The organism is Paenirhodobacter sp. CAU 1674 (genome assembly GCF_029222945.1).
Classification (GTDB): Bacteria; Pseudomonadota; Alphaproteobacteria; order Rhodobacterales; family Rhodobacteraceae; genus Rhodobacter.
The window spans coordinates 1-14,923 of sequence record NZ_JARHUH010000011.1; the positions used below are offsets into that span (position 1 = coordinate 1).

Here is a 14,923-nt window from a genome sequence, read left to right on the forward strand (position 1 = left end):
GATCTACGCAGGCTTCGGCAGCGCCGAACTGTTCTGGATCGCCCTGTGCTACCTCTGCGTCCTGATCGCCGTCATCCTCGGATGGAAACACGAAAAACACGCTTATGACACGGCCAAAAACGGCCACCACTAAGCAAGATACCCACGGGCGGTAGGCCCGCCCGTGGGACCACACAAACGACTGATGACAGGACAAGGAAGCGAAACATGACCGCATCGTGGAGATTTTCGACGCTGGCCGACCGGCACCGCGCGCTCGGCTCCGGCCTCGAAGACTGGAGCGGGATGGGCACCGCATGGTCCTATGACGGCGACCCGCTGGCCGAATATATGGCGATCCGCACCAAAGCGGGGATCATGGATGTCTCGGGGCTGAAGAAGGTGCATATCACCGGCCCCGCCGCCAGCCATGTGATCGACCGCGCCACCACCCGCAATGTCGAAAAGCTGATGCCGGGGCGCGCGGTCTATGCCTGCATGTTGAATGACGCAGGCAAGTTCGTCGATGACTGCGTGATCTACCGCACCGGGCCCAATGCCTTCATGGTGGTGCATGGCGCGGGCGCGGGGCACGAGCAACTGACCATGGCCGCGACCGGCCGCGATGTGTCGATCCGGTTCGACGACAACCTGCACGATCTGTCGCTGCAGGGCCCGCTGGCGGTGGATTTCCTGGAGAAATACGTCCCCGGCATCCGCAACCTGACCTATTTCAGCCATATGCCGACGTCGCTGTTCGGCGTGCCCGCGATGATCTCGCGCACCGGCTATACCGGCGAGCGGGGGTATGAGCTGTTCGTGCGCGGTCAGGATGCGCCGATGGTGTGGGACCGGATCGTGGCGGAAGGTGCCGAAATGGGGATCATCCCCTGCCGGTTCACCACGCTCGATCTGCTGCGCACCGAAAGCTATCTGCTGTTCTTCCCCTATGACAATTCCGAGGCCTATCCGTTCGAAAACGAGCCCTGCGGCGATACGCTGTGGGAGCTGGGGCTCGATTTCACCGTCAGCCCGGGCAAGACCGGGTTCCGGGGCGCGGAAGAGCATTACCGCCTGAAGGGTCGCGAACGGTTCAAGATCTGGGGGCTGAAGATCGACGGCACGGTGCCGCCCGAAAACGGCGCGCCGGTGCTGCGCGACGGCCAGCAGATCGGTGTCGTGACGCAGGCGATGTATTCGCCGCTGAACGACTGGACCGTCGCCATCGCCCGCCTGCCGGTCGATTGTGCGAACGAAGGCACCCGGCTGGTCGTCGACAGCAAGGATGCGGGCCGGATCGGTGCCGTCACTGCGCCGATGCCCTTCTTCGACCCCGACAAGAAGCGCCGCACCGCCAAGGGCTGATGCGTCAGGGCAGGGGCGGCATCAGATCGCCCCGCCCGCAACCAACAGGGACCATGCCATGCCTCGAACTCAATTTTCCCCCTCGATCACGACCCGCCCGGTCTATCCCGGGCTGACCTCGCAGGGGGCCACGCCTGCGATCCTGCTGGCGGACGGCGCGGGTGCCGAGGCGATCCTGGATCTGGCGGCGCAGGACCGCTCGGTCATGGATCGCGCGCATCTGATGTTCATTCCCGCGGGCACCGATTTCGGCCCCCGGCTGGCGGCGCTGAACCCGCGGATGTATCGCGAGGCCCCCAGCTTCGCAGCCTGTCTGGAACGCTTCCGCAAGGCGCTGGCGGATGCGCATATGGGCACGCAGCTGTATCTGGCGGGGACCGAGGGGCTGATCGGGCAGGCCACGGCCGAGGCGCTGGCGGCGGGGCTGCCCGCCGATGCGATCCAATCCGAACACCGCGGCCATATCGCGCGGCGGATGCAATGCGTGCATTGCAAGGGGATGACCGAAAACGTCACCACCGACCCGTTCGTCTGTTCGCACTGTGGCCTGACGCTGTTCGTGCGCGACCATTTCTCGCGCCGTCTGGGGGCGTTTCAGGGCGTCTGCGTCGATGCCGAAACCCCCGGCCTCATCCCCCCCGTGCAGGAGATCAAACCATGAGCGCCCAGATGTTGCGCGTCACCGCGCGCGAAGCCTTGTCGCCGCTGGTCACCCGGTTCCGGTTCGAGCACCCAGAAGGCGCCGATCTGCCGCTGTTTTCCGGCGGCGCGCATGTCGTCGTGGAAATGCCGGACGGGGACATCCTGCGGCGCAATGCCTATTCGCTGATTTCCGATCCGCTGGATGGGTCGGGCTATGAAATCGCCGTGCGGCGCGAGGATGGCGGCCGCGGCGGTTCGGTCTTTTTGCACCGTCAGGTCGCGGTGGGGGACATGCTGCGGATTTCCGCACCGCTGAACCTGTTCGCGCTGGACCTGCGCGCGAAGAAACATGTGATGATCGCGGGCGGCATCGGCATCACGCCCTTCGTGGCGCAGCTGAAACAGCTGGCCCGCCTGCAAATGCCGTTCGAGCTGCACTATGCCGCGCGCTCACGCAGCGAAGCCGCGGGGCTGGCGCTGCTGCCCGATCTGCCGCAGATCCATGTGCATATCTCGGACGAGGGCAACCGGATGGATCTGGGCGCGGTGCTGGGCGGGCAACCGCTGGGCACGCATGTCTATACCTGCGGCCCCGAGGGCCTGATCGACGCGGTGGCGGAAACGGCTGCGCGGCTGGGCTGGCCCCGGGGCGCGCTGCATTCCGAGGTGTTCATGGCACCGCCCCCCGGCACGCCCTTTACCGTGACCCTTGCACGCTCGGGCCGGACGGTGACGGTGGGCGCGCATCAAAGCCTGCTCGAAGCGCTGGAGGCCGCGCAGGTGCCGGTCGACTGGTCATGCCGGGGTGGTGCCTGCGGGCGCTGTGAAACCGGGGTCAGCGCCTGCCACGGGCAGATCGAGCATCACGATCACTGGCTGTCGGATGACGAAAAATCCAGCCAGACCAAGATCATGCCCTGCGTGTCGCGGTTCCGGGGCGACACCCTCATTCTCGACCTCTAGGAGGCACTGATGACGCTGCAATTCCACGACGAAACCTTCCGCGACGACTATACCTTCCACAATTCGCCCGAAGGCATCCGCCGCTTCCCGTTCCCGTTCGACCAGGACAGCTACATGTATTCGGTCAACCTGGAGCCGCACGCCGGCGGGCGCGCGGGCAGCCCGTTCGAGAAACGCTTCGATGTCGACGAACATTATGTGGCCGAGATGCGCGATCGCGAAATCACCCTGCGTGACGATCCGCTGCGCTGCCAGTCGCTGCCGCATATGGAACTGGCAGGCTGGGATTTCCTGGAGCTGGTGATGGTGTCGAAATCCGAGGATTACCCGGATCTGTTCGAACTGCACCGCGACGGCGACCGCTGGCACTGGATCAACCGCCCGCTGGGGATCGAGCAGCGCTTCACTTTTCTGGATGCGACCACGCTGCCCTGCGGGCCGCTGGAATATATCACCCGCCAGACCCAGGGCGACCACGCGCTGCTGGATCAGCGTGAGGGCAATCTGTGGATGGATGCGGGCATGATTACCAGCCAGGCCGACTGGTCGCTGGATTTCGACATCGGGATGAACTTCTTCGAATGGCACGCCCCGGTGCCCAAGGCCAATGAGATGGGGGTGTTCCAGCGCGCGCTGAAATTCCTGCTGAACCTGCAACAAGGGGCGCCGACGCGGCGGCTGAACTGGACGATGACGGTCAATCCGCGGCTCGATACCAGCCCGGAAAACTACCATAAATGGGGCCCGGAAAAGCGCACGATCACGCCCGCGACGGTGGGATCGAAGCAATACCTGCGGGTCGAGTTGCAGACGCTGTGGCGGTTGCCGCGCTCGAACGCGATCGCCTTTCCGATCCGCTGCTACCTGTGTTCGCTGGAGGATATCGTGACGGTGCCGAAATGGGGCCGCCGTCTGCACCGGGTGCTGCGCGACCTGCCCGACGAGCTGGCCGAATACAAGGGCTTTGCGGTCAACCGGCCGGTGATCGTCGATTATCTGGAACACTTCGACGATGGCGCCGAAACCTCGCCCGGGATCTTCCCGGACTGAGCAAGCCTGCGATATCCGACACCTTTGCACTGCACAATTGCGCGAATATGTGCTAAGAACAGCGCAGGTCACGATCCATTCCGAATCCTGCACCGGGGCTTGCCGGTGCAGCGCGTGGTGTTCTGCTGCGCGTGCAAGATCAACGAACGGGAGGGTGATCATGACGAGTTTCGTTTCCAGGCAGTTGTGGCGGACGCGGGGGCTCCGGATCGGGGTTTGCGTTGCGGCCTTGGCGGTGTTCGCGGTCGATGGCACCCTTGCGCAAACCGGGGCGGCGCCGACGCATGCACAGGGCATGGCCCTGATCTATGGCGCCGAGGGCGTCACCCCGGATGTCGATGCCGGAATGGCGATCCTGCGGGATCTGGCCGCTGCGGGCGATGTCGTGGCGCAGCGCGATCTGGGCGAGATGCTGATCGGTGGCTGGGCGGGGCCAAGCGATCCCGCGACCGGGCGCGCGCTGCTGGAGACCGCCGCCGCGGCCGGGGATGTCAAGGCGCAGCTCTCGCTGGGGACGTTTCTGCTGTATGGCTCCGGCCTGCCGAAGGACATGGAACGCGCGCGCGAGCTGTTCGAACAGGCGGCCGACCGGGGCGATCCGACCGGGTTGCGGCTCTATGGCGAAGCGCTGATGTGGAGTCAGAAAGACCCCAAGGCCGCACAGGCCTATCTGGTTCGCGCCGGAGAGATGGGGCAGGGTGCAGCCTGGGCCATTCTGGCCGAGGGCGCGATGTATGGCTACCTGGGCGGCGGCAAGACCTCGCGGATGAAATTCGACGATTTTGCCCGCCGGGCGCGCGCCATGGGTAATGAGCGGATCGAGGTGCTGGATGCCATGCGGCAGATGTGGGGCATCTCGATGCGCGCCGACGGTCCGGCCACGCTGGCGAAACTGGGGGCGGCTGCGGATGCGGGCAACGCCGAGGCCGCGCGGTATCTGATCGGGTTGGTGCGGGATGGCAACGGCCTGAACATCCGCAAAGAGCCCGCCCGTGCCGCGACCCTGGTCGAGCGTCACGCCGCGCTGCTGAGCCCGGTCGAGCAATGGCGCTATGGCTTCACCATCGCTACGGCCAAGACCAAGCAGCTGCGCGCCTATGCCGGATTGCAAGAGCAATTGGCGGCTGCGCCCGAGCCGGTGGACGCGGATTTCGGCAAGGATCTGTTCAAGGCCAACCCGAATTTCGCGATCTACCTGCTGCAAGCGCGGATGAAACAGGCCGGGCAATATACGGGCAAGCTTGACGGGCTGGCGGGGGAAAAGACACTGCGCGGCCTGTCGCGGATGTGTCGTGCGACACTGGACCGGAACGATTGCGGTCATGGGGTGTTGCGCGGTGAACTGATCGGCGCGCTGATCGCCGCGCAGTAGCCAGGGGCGCCGTGGGGCATTTTGGACCGATTCGGACCCTGTGGGCGGTGGGGGGTGTTGGCTTGATGCCGAAATGACCGGGAACTAAATGATTTCCGGTCATTTTTTGCCAAACAGCAGACGGCAGCGGGGCAGGCGCGGCTGTGGATGAACGCGGTAAATAGAATGTAAAAACAGTCCCTTGGCTCGAAAAAGGGCTGTTTGCAAGGACGATATGATCGCCACCCGCCGTTTCGCGGCTGACGATGCGTGGCCGGTCGCGACACTATCCAAAAGGTTAAGTGGCGTTTCTGTAATAAAAATATTATAGTGAGGTCTTGGGGATCGAATATCCTCGCTGCGAAGATCGGAGGTGCTGGGGGGCACATCTGAGATAACGAAATCAAAAACTGTTTGGGATCTGATGAGACGCTATCTTCATCCGTGAGGGATGGAGGGTTATGGGATGTTTGTGTTTTGAAGCAAGCGCCCTCGTCTCAATTTGGGGGGCTAAAATGGGGAAGGATTATGTTTACACGCCCGATTTCGGGGGTGTTCCTAGGGCTTTGCGTTCGACAAGTAAGGAGCGGGGCAAAGAGCGGACGGTTCTGATTGCCGGGGGGGCCGGCTTTATCGGATCCAACCTGAGCCGACGCCTGATCGCCCGGGGCGACCGGGTCATCTGTCTGGATAATCTGGAAACCGGGCGCAGCGAGAATATCGCAGCCCTGTTGCCGCATCCGCGGTTTGCTTTCGTGCTGCACGATGTGGTCACGCCGTTCCGGGTGAACGGTCCGATCGACCAGATCTACAATCTGGCCTGTCCGGCCTCGCCGCCGAAATACCAGCGCGATCCGCTGCACACTTTCAAGACCAGCATCTTCGGCGGGCTGAACCTGCTGGCGCTGGCTCGCGAAAAGGGCGCGCGAATCCTGCAAAGCTCGACCTCCGAGGTCTATGGCGACCCCGATTGCCCGTTGCAGTCCGAAGATTATCGCGGGCTGGTCAACACGGTCGGGCCACGGTCGTGCTATGACGAGGGCAAGCGCGCGGCCGAGACGCTGTTTTACGAAACCAACCGTCAGCATGGGATTGATGTGCGCATCGCGCGGATCTTCAACACCTATGGTCCGCGGATGGACCCGGGCGACGGGCGCGTGGTGTCGAACTTCGTGGTGCAGGCGCTCAGCGGTGCGCCGATCACGATCTACGGCGAAGGTCTGCAGACGCGGTCGTTCTGTTATATCGACGACATGCTCGACGGGTTGATGGCGCTGATGGATGCCGACGAGCATCTGGCCACGATCAACGACCCGGTCAATCTGGGCAATCCGGGCGAGTTCACGATGATCGAGCTGGCGCAACTTGTGCTGCAGATGACCGGCTCGAAATCGGCGCTGACCTATCGCGACCTGCCGGTCGACGACCCGCGCCAGCGCCGCCCCGACATTTCCCGCGCCGGGCGTCTGCTCGACTGGGCGCCGAAGATCTCGCTTGCCGAAGGGCTGGTTCCGACCATCGCCTATTTCAGCGCCGAACTGGCGCAGATGCAGGGACTGGCAACCGCACGGCGCGCGGGGGAGGCGGTGTCATGACAGCCGCGCCGCGCATTCTGGTGACCGGCGGGGCCGGCTACATCGGGGCGCATTGCTGCAAGGCCCTTGCCCGCGCCGGGATCGAGCCGGTCAGCTTCGACAACCTGTCGCGCGGGCATCGTGATGCGGTGAAATGGGGCCCGCTGGAGGTCGGCGATCTGCGCGACCGGGATGCGGTGCTGGACGCGCTGGTCCGGCACCGGATCGAGGCGGTGATCCATTTCGCGGCCCTTGCCTATGTGGGCGAAAGCGTGACGCAGCCGACGCTGTATTACGACAACAACCTTGGCGGGATGGTCGCGCTTCTGGGGGCGATGGCGCAGGCCGGGGTTCGGCAGATCGTGTTTTCGTCAAGCTGCGCGACCTATGGCGTGCCGCAGGTGCTGCCGATCGACGAGGCGACGCCGCAAAACCCGATCAACCCCTATGGCCGCACCAAGCTGTTTTGCGAATGGATGCTGCGCGATGCGGCGGCGGTGGGCGATCTGCGCTATGTCGCGTTGCGCTATTTCAATGCGGCGGGCGCCGATCCGGAGGGCGAAATCGGCGAGCACCACACCCCCGAGACCCACCTGATCCCGCTGGCGTTGATGGCGGCCTATGGCACGGGGCCTGCGCTGCGGGTCTTCGGCACCGACTACCCGACGCCCGACGGCACCTGCATCCGCGATTACATCCATGTCGACGATCTGGCGCAGGCGCATCTGCGGGCGCTGACCCATCTGGCCGATGGCGGCGACAGTCTGGCCGTCAACCTGGGCACGGGGCAGGGGGCCTCGGTGCGTGCGGTGATTGCCGCGGTCGAGCGGGTGACCGGGCGCAAGGTTCCGGTCACGTTCGAGGCGCGGCGCCCGGGCGACCCGGCCGAGCTGACGGCGGACCCGCGGTTGGCGGAGGCGCGGCTGGGCTTTCGCGCGCGCCACCGCGATCTGGATCGCATCGTTGCCGATGCGGCACCCTGGTTTGCGCCGCAGTCCGAGGTCGCGTGTAGATGACTGCAGAAATGACCCATTCAAGGCTTGGCCATCCCGCCACCGAATCCCGCCCGTTTCTTGTCCCCATCCTGTCCGGGCGGCGTGCGGTGAAATATTATGTGGTGGCTGGGCTTTGGATGGTCGCGGCGGGTTGGTTTTGGGCATGGTGGCTGCGGCCTTCCCATGTCCTTGGTCTGGGGCGCTATTGGATCGTGACCGGCGCCATGCTCTGGATCTGGGGGATGCAGCTCTATTTCGTGCTGGTCTTCCTGGCCGCCCGCCGTTCATCTGCCCCCGATCCGGTGCCCGGGCGCTGGCGGGTGGCGATGGTGACGACAAAAACCCCGTCAGAGCCGTTTGCGGTGGTGCGCAAGACGCTGGAGGCGATGCTGGCGCAGGACTACCCGCATGACACCTGGCTTGCGGATGAGGCACCCGATGACGCCACCCGCGCCTGGTGTGCGGCGCATGGGGTGCGGATTTCGTCGCGGCAGGGGATCGCGGCCTATCACCGCGCCGAATGGCCGCGCCGGACCCGCTGCAAAGAGGGCAATCTGGCCTATTTCTACGATACCTGGGGTTATGACACTTACGACATCGTCGCGCAGCTCGACAGCGATCATGTGCCCCAGCCCGGTTATCTGCGCGAGATGCTGCGCCCTTTTGCCGATCCGAAAGTGGGCTACGTCTCGGCACCCTCGATCTGCTCGGCCAATGCACGGGAAAGCTGGGCCGCGCGCACGCGGCTCTATTCCGAAGCGGCGTTTCACGGCGTCTTTCAGGCGGGCTATTCAGCGGTGCTGACGCCGATGTGCATCGGGTCGCATTACGCGGTGCGCACCGTGGCGCTGAAGCAGGCCGGCGGTCTGGGCCCCGAACTGGCCGAGGATCATTCGACGACGATGCTGATCGCGGCGGCTGGTTGGCGCGGGGTGCATGCGATGGATGCCATCGCGATCGGCGACGGGCCCGCCACGCTGCCCGATCTGGTGACGCAGGAATTCCAGTGGTCGCGGTCGCTGATGACGCTGTTGCTGCGCTACACGCCGCGCTATCTGCGCGCGCTGCCGTTGCGGCTGCGGTTCCTGTTCCTGCTGTGCCAAAGCTGGTATGCGTTCTTCACCCTGTCGATGGCGATGATGTATTTCGTGCCGATCCTGGCGGTCAGTTTCGACATTCGCTTCGCCGATGTGACCTATGCCGCCTTCATCGGTCATTTCATTCCCTCGATGTTGCTGATGCTGCTATTTGCCACACTGATCAAGCGCGACGGGTTCTTCCGTCCGGTGGATGCCAAGGTCCTGTCCTGGGAAAAGGCGCTGTTTGTGCTGCTGCAATGGCCCTGGGTGTTCTGGGGCTGTGCGATGGCGGTTTACGACCGGATTTCCGGCGGTTTTGTCGATTTTCGCATCACCCCCAAGGGCGAGGCGGCCAGCGCGAAACTGCCGCCACGGATCATCGCGGTCTATGCCGCGCTTGCACTTGGGGCACTGATCCCGGTGCTGGTGGTCTCGGACCTGACCCAGGCGCGCGGGTTCTATCTTTTGTCGCTGGTCAATGTGTTTCTGTATCTGGTGTTGCTGGTCACCATCGTGCTACGCCATCTGTGGGAAAACCGTCGCGCCGGGCTGATCCGCGAAATGGGCGCCAGTCTTTCGGGTTATCTCGTGGGGCTGACCTGCATGATCGCACTGGTGATCTGGGCGGTGGCGATGCGCGGCGAGGAAAGCCTGCAGGCCCTGGCGATCGGGTTCGAGCCCGCCGGTCTGTCAACGGTCGAGTATGTGGTTTCGGGCGCGGGGATGGGCCGCCCCGGCGAAATCCGCGTTCACTTCGGGCCCATTTGGCGCAACTGAGCGCCGGATATTGTAAAGGAGGACACTACCATGATACAGATCGGGAAACGCATTCGCGCCGCGCTGTCGGTTAGCCTCATGCTTGCCGGGACCGCCAGTTTCGCGGCCCCCCCCGGGACGTTGCCGTTCGGCGTCTACGATCCTGACGGGGATTTCACCGCTGACGATCAGGTGGTGATCGAACATCTGTTCCTGCCCTGGGAAGACGTCTATCTGCCTTCGCTCAACGATGCCGATACCTATGCGCTGGAACGGGGCAGGGCGCTTCTGGTCACGCTGGAGCCCTGGACCTGGTCGCGCAGCGAGCGCAACACCGCGCAATATCTGCGCCGCGGTATCAAGGACGGGCGCTATGACGCGAACATGAAGGCGGTCTGCGATGTGCTGGGCACGCTGAAAAGCCCGGTGACGCTGCGCTTCGCGCATGAGATGGACGACCGCTCGGGGCAGTTCATCTGGTCGGGCTGGGAGCCGGAGACCTATATCGAAGCCTACCGCCACATGATCGACCTGTGCCGCAAGAGCGCGCCCAATATCACCGTGATGTGGTCGCCTCTGGGGGACGAGGAGATGGCGAAATACTATCCGGGTGACGATTACGCCGATCTGATCGGGCTAACGGTGTTCGGGCTGCAGGCCTGGGATCAGGCGAAATATGGCCACGACCGGAGTTTCGACGAAATCTTCGGACCCCGCTACGAACGTGCGGCGGCCTTCGGCAAGCCGGTCGTCGTGGCCGAACTGGGCTATGTCGGCAAGGAAGGTTACGTCAAGACCTGGAACGCTTCGGTCCGTCAAGAGAAGCCGGAATACCCGAATCTTGTCGGTGTGGTCTATTTCAACCAGCCCGAGGTCTATCCCTGGCCTGAAGGGTTCGGCGCCCCCGATTGGCGTGTGAAGAACCAGATCTTGAAATAATATCCGACTTCGACACCACAGGTGGCGAAAATCCGCCACTTGTGGTTCGGTTTGCAAGGCAATGAAAACGCGCAGGAAATTTCCTGCGCGTTGTTTTTCATGTTTCGCCACATCTTCGCCGCAGTTCTGCCACGTCAAGGTTTTTATTGACCTGTAGGAAGATTTTTAACACTTGTGGTTGCCAATAAGAGCTGAAGACGGCTTTCGCGAGTGGTCTGACGTGCAACAATGAGGCGGAGCAAATGACCGATATTTCCATTCTGAAGTCGGCCGCGGCGGCGGCGCTGATCTCGTGCACTCTCGTCGTTTCGACGGCACCGGCTATGGCCGAAGGGCCGAGCGACGATACCCGCGCGGCCGCAAGCAAGGTGAAAACCCACGCTGGCAAAGGCGCGGCGCGGTTCGACTGGCTGGCCGCCCGCACGGCCCCGGCAGAAGAGCGCCTGGTTATCGCGGCGCGGGCGCCGGGCTCGGGCAGCTGGATCTGCTCGCCCGCGGGCTTCGGCTCCAAATCGCGCTGCTACAAGCGCTGATCCCGGCGGCAGGCCGGGGGCGACCCCTGCCGCCCGTTAGCCGATAGATTTGCGGGATGCCGGCGATGGGTCGGCATTCTGCGGTGCGCGCCGGCGCCGATCATCCCGCCACATGCGCCAGCAACAGGCAGCTTTGACTGTTGAGTACACCGGGCACCTCCCGGATCGCGCGCAGCACCCGGTCGAAATTGACCAGCGAGTCGGTGCGGATTTCCACCACCAGATCCCAGGCGCCGTTGGTCGCATGCACGGTGCTGACCTCGGGGATCGCTGTGATCGTGCGGATCACGTTGCGCGACAGCTTGCCCTGCAATTCGACCAGCGTGATCGCGCGCACCTCGCCTTCGACATCCACATCCGTTTCGATCGTGAAGCGCCGGATCCGGCCATCGGCCACCAGCGCATCCAGCCGCAGCTTGGCCGTGGTGCGCGACACCTGCGCGGCATGGGCCAGTTCGGTGATGCTCAACCGCGCATTCACGCGCAGCGCGGCGATGATAGCGCGATCGGTGGCCGATAGCTCTGGCATTTCACTTTGTCCATCTGGCTTTGCAATATGACCAGATAAATATTCAGATTGCGTAAGATGGCAATCGAAACCTGCAATCCCCTCTGTGACTTTCGATCCAGAACGGGAGAGCCATATGCCGAAATCCACTATCATCCTCGGGGCGCCGATCCAAAGCGGCACCCACCAGCCCGGCTGCCTGATGGGGCCGGCCAGCCTGCGCACCGCGGGCCTGCCCGAAACCCTGCGCGCCTTGGGTTGGCAGGTCGAGGATCGCGGCGATCTGTCGATCCCCGCGCAGGCGCCGCAGGGCCACGCCAACCCGGCGGTGCACCATCTGGCCGAAACCCGCGCCTGGATCGACCTGCTGGTGACCCAGGCCGAGACCGCCGCGGCCGCCTGCGATCTGCCGATCTTTCTGGGCGGCGATCATTCGATGTCGGCGGGCACGATCCCGGGCATTGCGCGGCATGCGCGCGCCTTGGGGCGCCCGCTTTATGTGCTGTGGCTTGATGCGCACCCCGATCTGCACAGCCTCGACACCACGACCAGCGGCAACCTGCATGGCACGCCGATGGCCTATGCCTGCGGCCTGCCGGGTTTTGGTGCCTATCCGGCGCTGGAGGTGGCGCTGGACCCGGCCAAGGTCTGCATGATGGGCATCCGCTCGGTCGATCCGGCGGAACATCAGCGCCTGATCGACACCGGGATCGAGGTGCATGACATGCGCGCCATCGACGAGACCGGCGTTCTCGCGCCCCTGCGCGCCTTCATCGCGCGGGTGCAGGCCGACAACGGGCTTTTGCACGTCAGCTTCGATGTCGACTTTCTGGAACCCGGCATTGCCCCCGCCGTCGGCACCACCGTGCCCGGGGGCGCAACCTTCCGAGAGGCCCATCTGATCATGGAATATCTGTGCGATTCCAAGGTGGTGACCTCGCTCGATCTGGTCGAACTGAACCCGTTTCTTGATGAGCGGGGCCGCACCGCGAAATTGCTGTGCGACCTGACCGCCAGCCTGTTCGGCCGCCGTGTGCTGGACCGCCAAACCCGGAGCTACTGATGACCCCGCGCCCGCAACCCTCGCCCCTGGCCTATGTGCCCTTCGTCTCGGTCGAAAACATGATGCATCTGGTCAATGCGACCGGCGTCAAACGGTTCATCGCCGATCTGGCCGGCTATATCGAGGATGATTTCCGCCGCTGGCCCGATTTCGACAAGACCCCGCGCGTGGCCAGCCATTCCGCCGAGGGCGTGATCGAGCTGATGCCGACGGCGGATGCCGAGAATTACGGCTTCAAATATGTCAACGGCCACCCCAAGAACACCCGCGAGGGGTATCAGACGGTTACCGCCTTCGGTGTGCTGTCCTCGGTCAGCAATGGCTATCCGATCTTGCTGAGCGAGATGACGGTGCTGACCGCGCTGCGCACGGCGGCGACCTCGGCGCTGGTCGGGCGCTATCTGGCGCCGAAGGGGGCCGAGGTGATGGCGATGATCGGCAATGGCGCGCAATGCGAATTTCAGGCGCTGGCCTTCCGGGCGCTGTGCGGGATCAACCGGCTGCGGCTGCATGATGTCGACCCGGCCGCGACCGAAAAGGCCACGCGCAACCTGCGCGCGCAGGGCTTCGAGATTACCGCCTGCGCCGATGCGCAAAGTGCCGTCGAGGGCGCGCAGATCATCACCACCTGCACCGCCGACAAGCAATATGCGACGATCCTGACCGACAACATGGTCGGCGCCGGGGTGCATATCAACGCGATCGGCGGCGATTGCCCGGGCAAGACCGAGCTGCACCGCGACATCCTGCTGCGTTCGGATATTTTTGTGGAATACCCGCCGCAGACCCGGATCGAGGGCGAGATCCAGCAGCTGCCCGCCGATCATCCGGTGCACGAGTTGTGGCAGGTGATGCGCGGCGAGATCCCGGGCCGGACCCATGACAAGCAGATCACGCTGTTCGATTCCGTGGGCTTCGCGACCGAGGATTTCTCGGCCCTGCGCTTCGTGCATGAACGCATCGCCGGCACCGCGTTTTTCGAGCCGCTCGACATGCTGGCCGATCCCGACGATCCGCGCGATCTGTTCGGTATGTTGCAGCGGGCACGCTGATTGATGGCGGGGGCGGGCATTGCGGGGGCAGGGGTGCCGCAAAATGCGGCATCTGCGGGCGGGGCGACGGTTTTGCTCCGCATTTTTTGCAAGATATTTGACATTGTGGATCATATGGCAAAAAACTGTCATAAAGCCACCCGTGAGACCCTGATGACCGCCCCCCTGCCACTGCATGCCCGACTGACTGACGCCGCCGAGGCCGGGTCGCGCTCGAACCGGGCGATTGCGCGGTTCATGCTGGCGCGGCTCAAGGACCTGCCGTTTGAAACCGCCGCAACGCTGGCCGAAAAGGTACAGGTCAGCGAGGCCAGCATCGGGCGGTTCTGCCGGGCCATCGGCTATGCCAATCTGAAAGACCTGAAGGAACATCTGAAGGACGACATCGGCGATCAGCCCTGGCTGATCAAGGACCGGCTGGATGCGCTGCGTCAGGCGCCGGGCCAGCGCGAAGAGCGGTTGTCGCAGGGGCTGGAGGCGGAAATCGCCGGGCTCGTCGGCGTTTACGAAATGGCACGCACGCCGGATTGGCAACGCGCGGTCGTGCGGTTCGCGCACTGCCCGAAGGTCTTTGTCGCGGGGTTTCAGACCGAACGCGGGCTTGCGCTCTATTTTGCCAGCCAGATGCAATATGTCCGCCCCGGCGTGCAGATGATCGACCTGTCGATGGGCAATTTCGCCGAAGTCCTGGCCGAGGCGGGCGAGGCCTGCCTGGCGATCTTCGAGGCGCGGCGCTATTCGCGTCAGGCGCTGGTGCTGGCGCGCGAGGCGCGCGCGCGCGGCATCGCGGTGACGATCTTCACCGATCAGTTTTGCAGCTGGGGCGCGGATTTCGCGACCGAGCAGTTCATGGTCGCCACCCAGTTCAACCAGTTCTGGGATTCCACCGCGCATCTGGCGGTGTTGAGCAACCTGATGATCAACGACATCTTCCTCGCGCGCGGCGAGGGGGCCGAGGCGCGGCTCAACGAAGTCGCGCGGCTGTACGGCGCCTTCACCGGCCATGTCGGCAACCCGCTGACCCCGGTCGCCGAATAGCCACTCCGTTTTCGATAAACCAACCACCAACAGGGA

Annotated in this window: 14 protein-coding genes; 13 read left to right on the forward strand and 1 reads right to left on the reverse strand. The window is 64.1% G+C overall.

Annotated elements, in window-relative coordinates; translation table 11 throughout:
- Positions 1-207: 207 nt before the first annotated feature.
- The 10 genes from P2G62_RS15010 to P2G62_RS15055 all read left to right on the forward strand — a co-directional run bounded on the left by P2G62_RS15010 (position 208) and on the right by P2G62_RS15055 (position 11,226).
- A complete protein-coding gene (locus tag P2G62_RS15010) occupies positions 208-1,344 on the forward strand; it encodes an aminomethyltransferase family protein (RefSeq protein ID WP_275735729.1) in 1,137 nt (378 codons plus the stop codon).
- Between the two features lie 58 nt (positions 1,345-1,402).
- On the forward strand, positions 1,403-2,005 hold the full coding sequence (locus P2G62_RS15015) for a dimethylamine monooxygenase subunit DmmA family protein (protein WP_275735730.1): 603 nt from the start codon (positions 1,403-1,405) through the stop codon (positions 2,003-2,005).
- Positions 2,002-2,949 carry a PDR/VanB family oxidoreductase gene (locus P2G62_RS15020; RefSeq protein WP_275735731.1) on the forward strand — a complete coding sequence of 316 codons (948 nt, stop codon included), beginning with the start codon at positions 2,002-2,004 and terminating at the stop codon, positions 2,947-2,949. Before P2G62_RS15015 ends, P2G62_RS15020 begins: the two co-directional genes overlap by 4 nt.
- 9 nt (positions 2,950-2,958) lie before the next feature.
- On the forward strand, positions 2,959-3,999 hold the full coding sequence (locus P2G62_RS15025; RefSeq protein ID WP_275735732.1) for a DUF3445 domain-containing protein: 1,041 nt from the start codon (positions 2,959-2,961) through the stop codon (positions 3,997-3,999).
- Between the two features lie 160 nt (positions 4,000-4,159).
- Positions 4,160-5,371: a tetratricopeptide repeat protein gene (locus P2G62_RS15030; protein ID WP_275735733.1), complete on the forward strand. Its 1,212-nt coding sequence runs from the start codon at positions 4,160-4,162 to the stop codon at positions 5,369-5,371.
- Between the two features lie 494 nt (positions 5,372-5,865).
- Complete coding sequence (locus tag P2G62_RS15035) at positions 5,866-6,945, forward strand: UDP-glucuronic acid decarboxylase family protein (RefSeq protein ID WP_275735734.1); 1,080 nt, start codon at positions 5,866-5,868, stop codon at positions 6,943-6,945.
- Complete coding sequence (galE, locus tag P2G62_RS15040; RefSeq protein ID WP_275735735.1) at positions 6,942-7,940, forward strand: UDP-glucose 4-epimerase GalE; 999 nt, start codon at positions 6,942-6,944, stop codon at positions 7,938-7,940. Before P2G62_RS15035 ends, galE begins: the two co-directional genes overlap by 4 nt.
- Before the next feature lie 8 nt (positions 7,941-7,948).
- Positions 7,949-9,775: a glycosyltransferase gene (locus P2G62_RS15045; RefSeq protein ID WP_275735736.1), complete on the forward strand. Its 1,827-nt coding sequence runs from the start codon at positions 7,949-7,951 to the stop codon at positions 9,773-9,775.
- A gap of 30 nt (positions 9,776-9,805) precedes the next feature.
- Positions 9,806-10,693 carry a glycosyl hydrolase gene (locus P2G62_RS15050; RefSeq protein ID WP_275735737.1) on the forward strand — a complete coding sequence of 296 codons (888 nt, stop codon included), beginning with the start codon at positions 9,806-9,808 and terminating at the stop codon, positions 10,691-10,693.
- Positions 10,694-10,935: 242 nt separating this feature from the next.
- Positions 10,936-11,226 carry a hypothetical protein gene (locus tag P2G62_RS15055; protein ID WP_275735738.1) on the forward strand — a complete coding sequence of 97 codons (291 nt, stop codon included), beginning with the start codon at positions 10,936-10,938 and terminating at the stop codon, positions 11,224-11,226.
- 100 nt (positions 11,227-11,326) lie between these two features.
- Here the strand turns inward: P2G62_RS15055 and P2G62_RS15060 are convergent, their stop codons facing one another.
- Positions 11,327-11,755, reverse strand: coding sequence for an Lrp/AsnC family transcriptional regulator (locus P2G62_RS15060; RefSeq protein ID WP_275735739.1), 429 nt, complete (start codon positions 11,753-11,755; stop codon positions 11,327-11,329).
- A 115-nt stretch (positions 11,756-11,870) separates the two neighbouring features.
- Here P2G62_RS15060 and rocF point away from each other — a divergent pair, with 115 nt between their 5' ends.
- The 3 genes from rocF (at position 11,871) to P2G62_RS15075 (ending at position 14,887) form a co-directional block, all read left to right on the forward strand.
- The gene (gene rocF, locus P2G62_RS15065; RefSeq protein ID WP_275735740.1) at positions 11,871-12,797 is read left to right on the forward strand and encodes an arginase; all 927 of its coding nucleotides are present in this window, start codon (positions 11,871-11,873) and stop codon (positions 12,795-12,797) included.
- Positions 12,797-13,849 carry an ornithine cyclodeaminase gene (locus tag P2G62_RS15070; RefSeq protein WP_275735741.1) on the forward strand — a complete coding sequence of 351 codons (1,053 nt, stop codon included), beginning with the start codon at positions 12,797-12,799 and terminating at the stop codon, positions 13,847-13,849. The genes rocF and P2G62_RS15070 overlap by 1 nt, the downstream gene beginning before the upstream one ends.
- Positions 13,850-14,002: 153 nt before the next feature.
- Positions 14,003-14,887, forward strand: coding sequence for a MurR/RpiR family transcriptional regulator (locus tag P2G62_RS15075; RefSeq protein ID WP_275735742.1), 885 nt, complete (start codon positions 14,003-14,005; stop codon positions 14,885-14,887).
- Positions 14,888-14,923 lie beyond the last annotated feature (36 nt).

Excerpts from the sequence above, each read along its gene's own strand:
- P2G62_RS15010 (WP_275735729.1), top strand. The coding sequence starts at position 208 with ATGACCGCATCGTGGAGATTTTCGACGCTGGCCGACCGGCACCGCGCG.
- P2G62_RS15015 (WP_275735730.1), top strand. The coding sequence starts at position 1,403 with ATGCCTCGAACTCAATTTTCCCCCTCGATCACGACCCGCCCGGTCTAT.
- P2G62_RS15020 (WP_275735731.1), top strand. The coding sequence starts at position 2,002 with ATGAGCGCCCAGATGTTGCGCGTCACCGCGCGCGAAGCCTTGTCGCCG.
- P2G62_RS15025 (WP_275735732.1), top strand. The coding sequence starts at position 2,959 with ATGACGCTGCAATTCCACGACGAAACCTTCCGCGACGACTATACCTTC.
- P2G62_RS15030 (WP_275735733.1), top strand. The coding sequence starts at position 4,160 with ATGACGAGTTTCGTTTCCAGGCAGTTGTGGCGGACGCGGGGGCTCCGG.
- P2G62_RS15035 (WP_275735734.1), top strand. The coding sequence starts at position 5,866 with ATGGGGAAGGATTATGTTTACACGCCCGATTTCGGGGGTGTTCCTAGG.
- galE (WP_275735735.1), top strand. The coding sequence starts at position 6,942 with ATGACAGCCGCGCCGCGCATTCTGGTGACCGGCGGGGCCGGCTACATC.
- P2G62_RS15045 (WP_275735736.1), top strand. The coding sequence starts at position 7,949 with ATGACCCATTCAAGGCTTGGCCATCCCGCCACCGAATCCCGCCCGTTT.
- P2G62_RS15050 (WP_275735737.1), top strand. The coding sequence starts at position 9,806 with ATGATACAGATCGGGAAACGCATTCGCGCCGCGCTGTCGGTTAGCCTC.
- P2G62_RS15055 (WP_275735738.1), top strand. The coding sequence starts at position 10,936 with ATGACCGATATTTCCATTCTGAAGTCGGCCGCGGCGGCGGCGCTGATC.
- P2G62_RS15060 (WP_275735739.1), bottom strand. The coding sequence starts at position 11,755 with ATGCCAGAGCTATCGGCCACCGATCGCGCTATCATCGCCGCGCTGCGC.
- rocF (WP_275735740.1), top strand. The coding sequence starts at position 11,871 with ATGCCGAAATCCACTATCATCCTCGGGGCGCCGATCCAAAGCGGCACC.
- P2G62_RS15070 (WP_275735741.1), top strand. The coding sequence starts at position 12,797 with ATGACCCCGCGCCCGCAACCCTCGCCCCTGGCCTATGTGCCCTTCGTC.
- P2G62_RS15075 (WP_275735742.1), top strand. The coding sequence starts at position 14,003 with ATGACCGCCCCCCTGCCACTGCATGCCCGACTGACTGACGCCGCCGAG.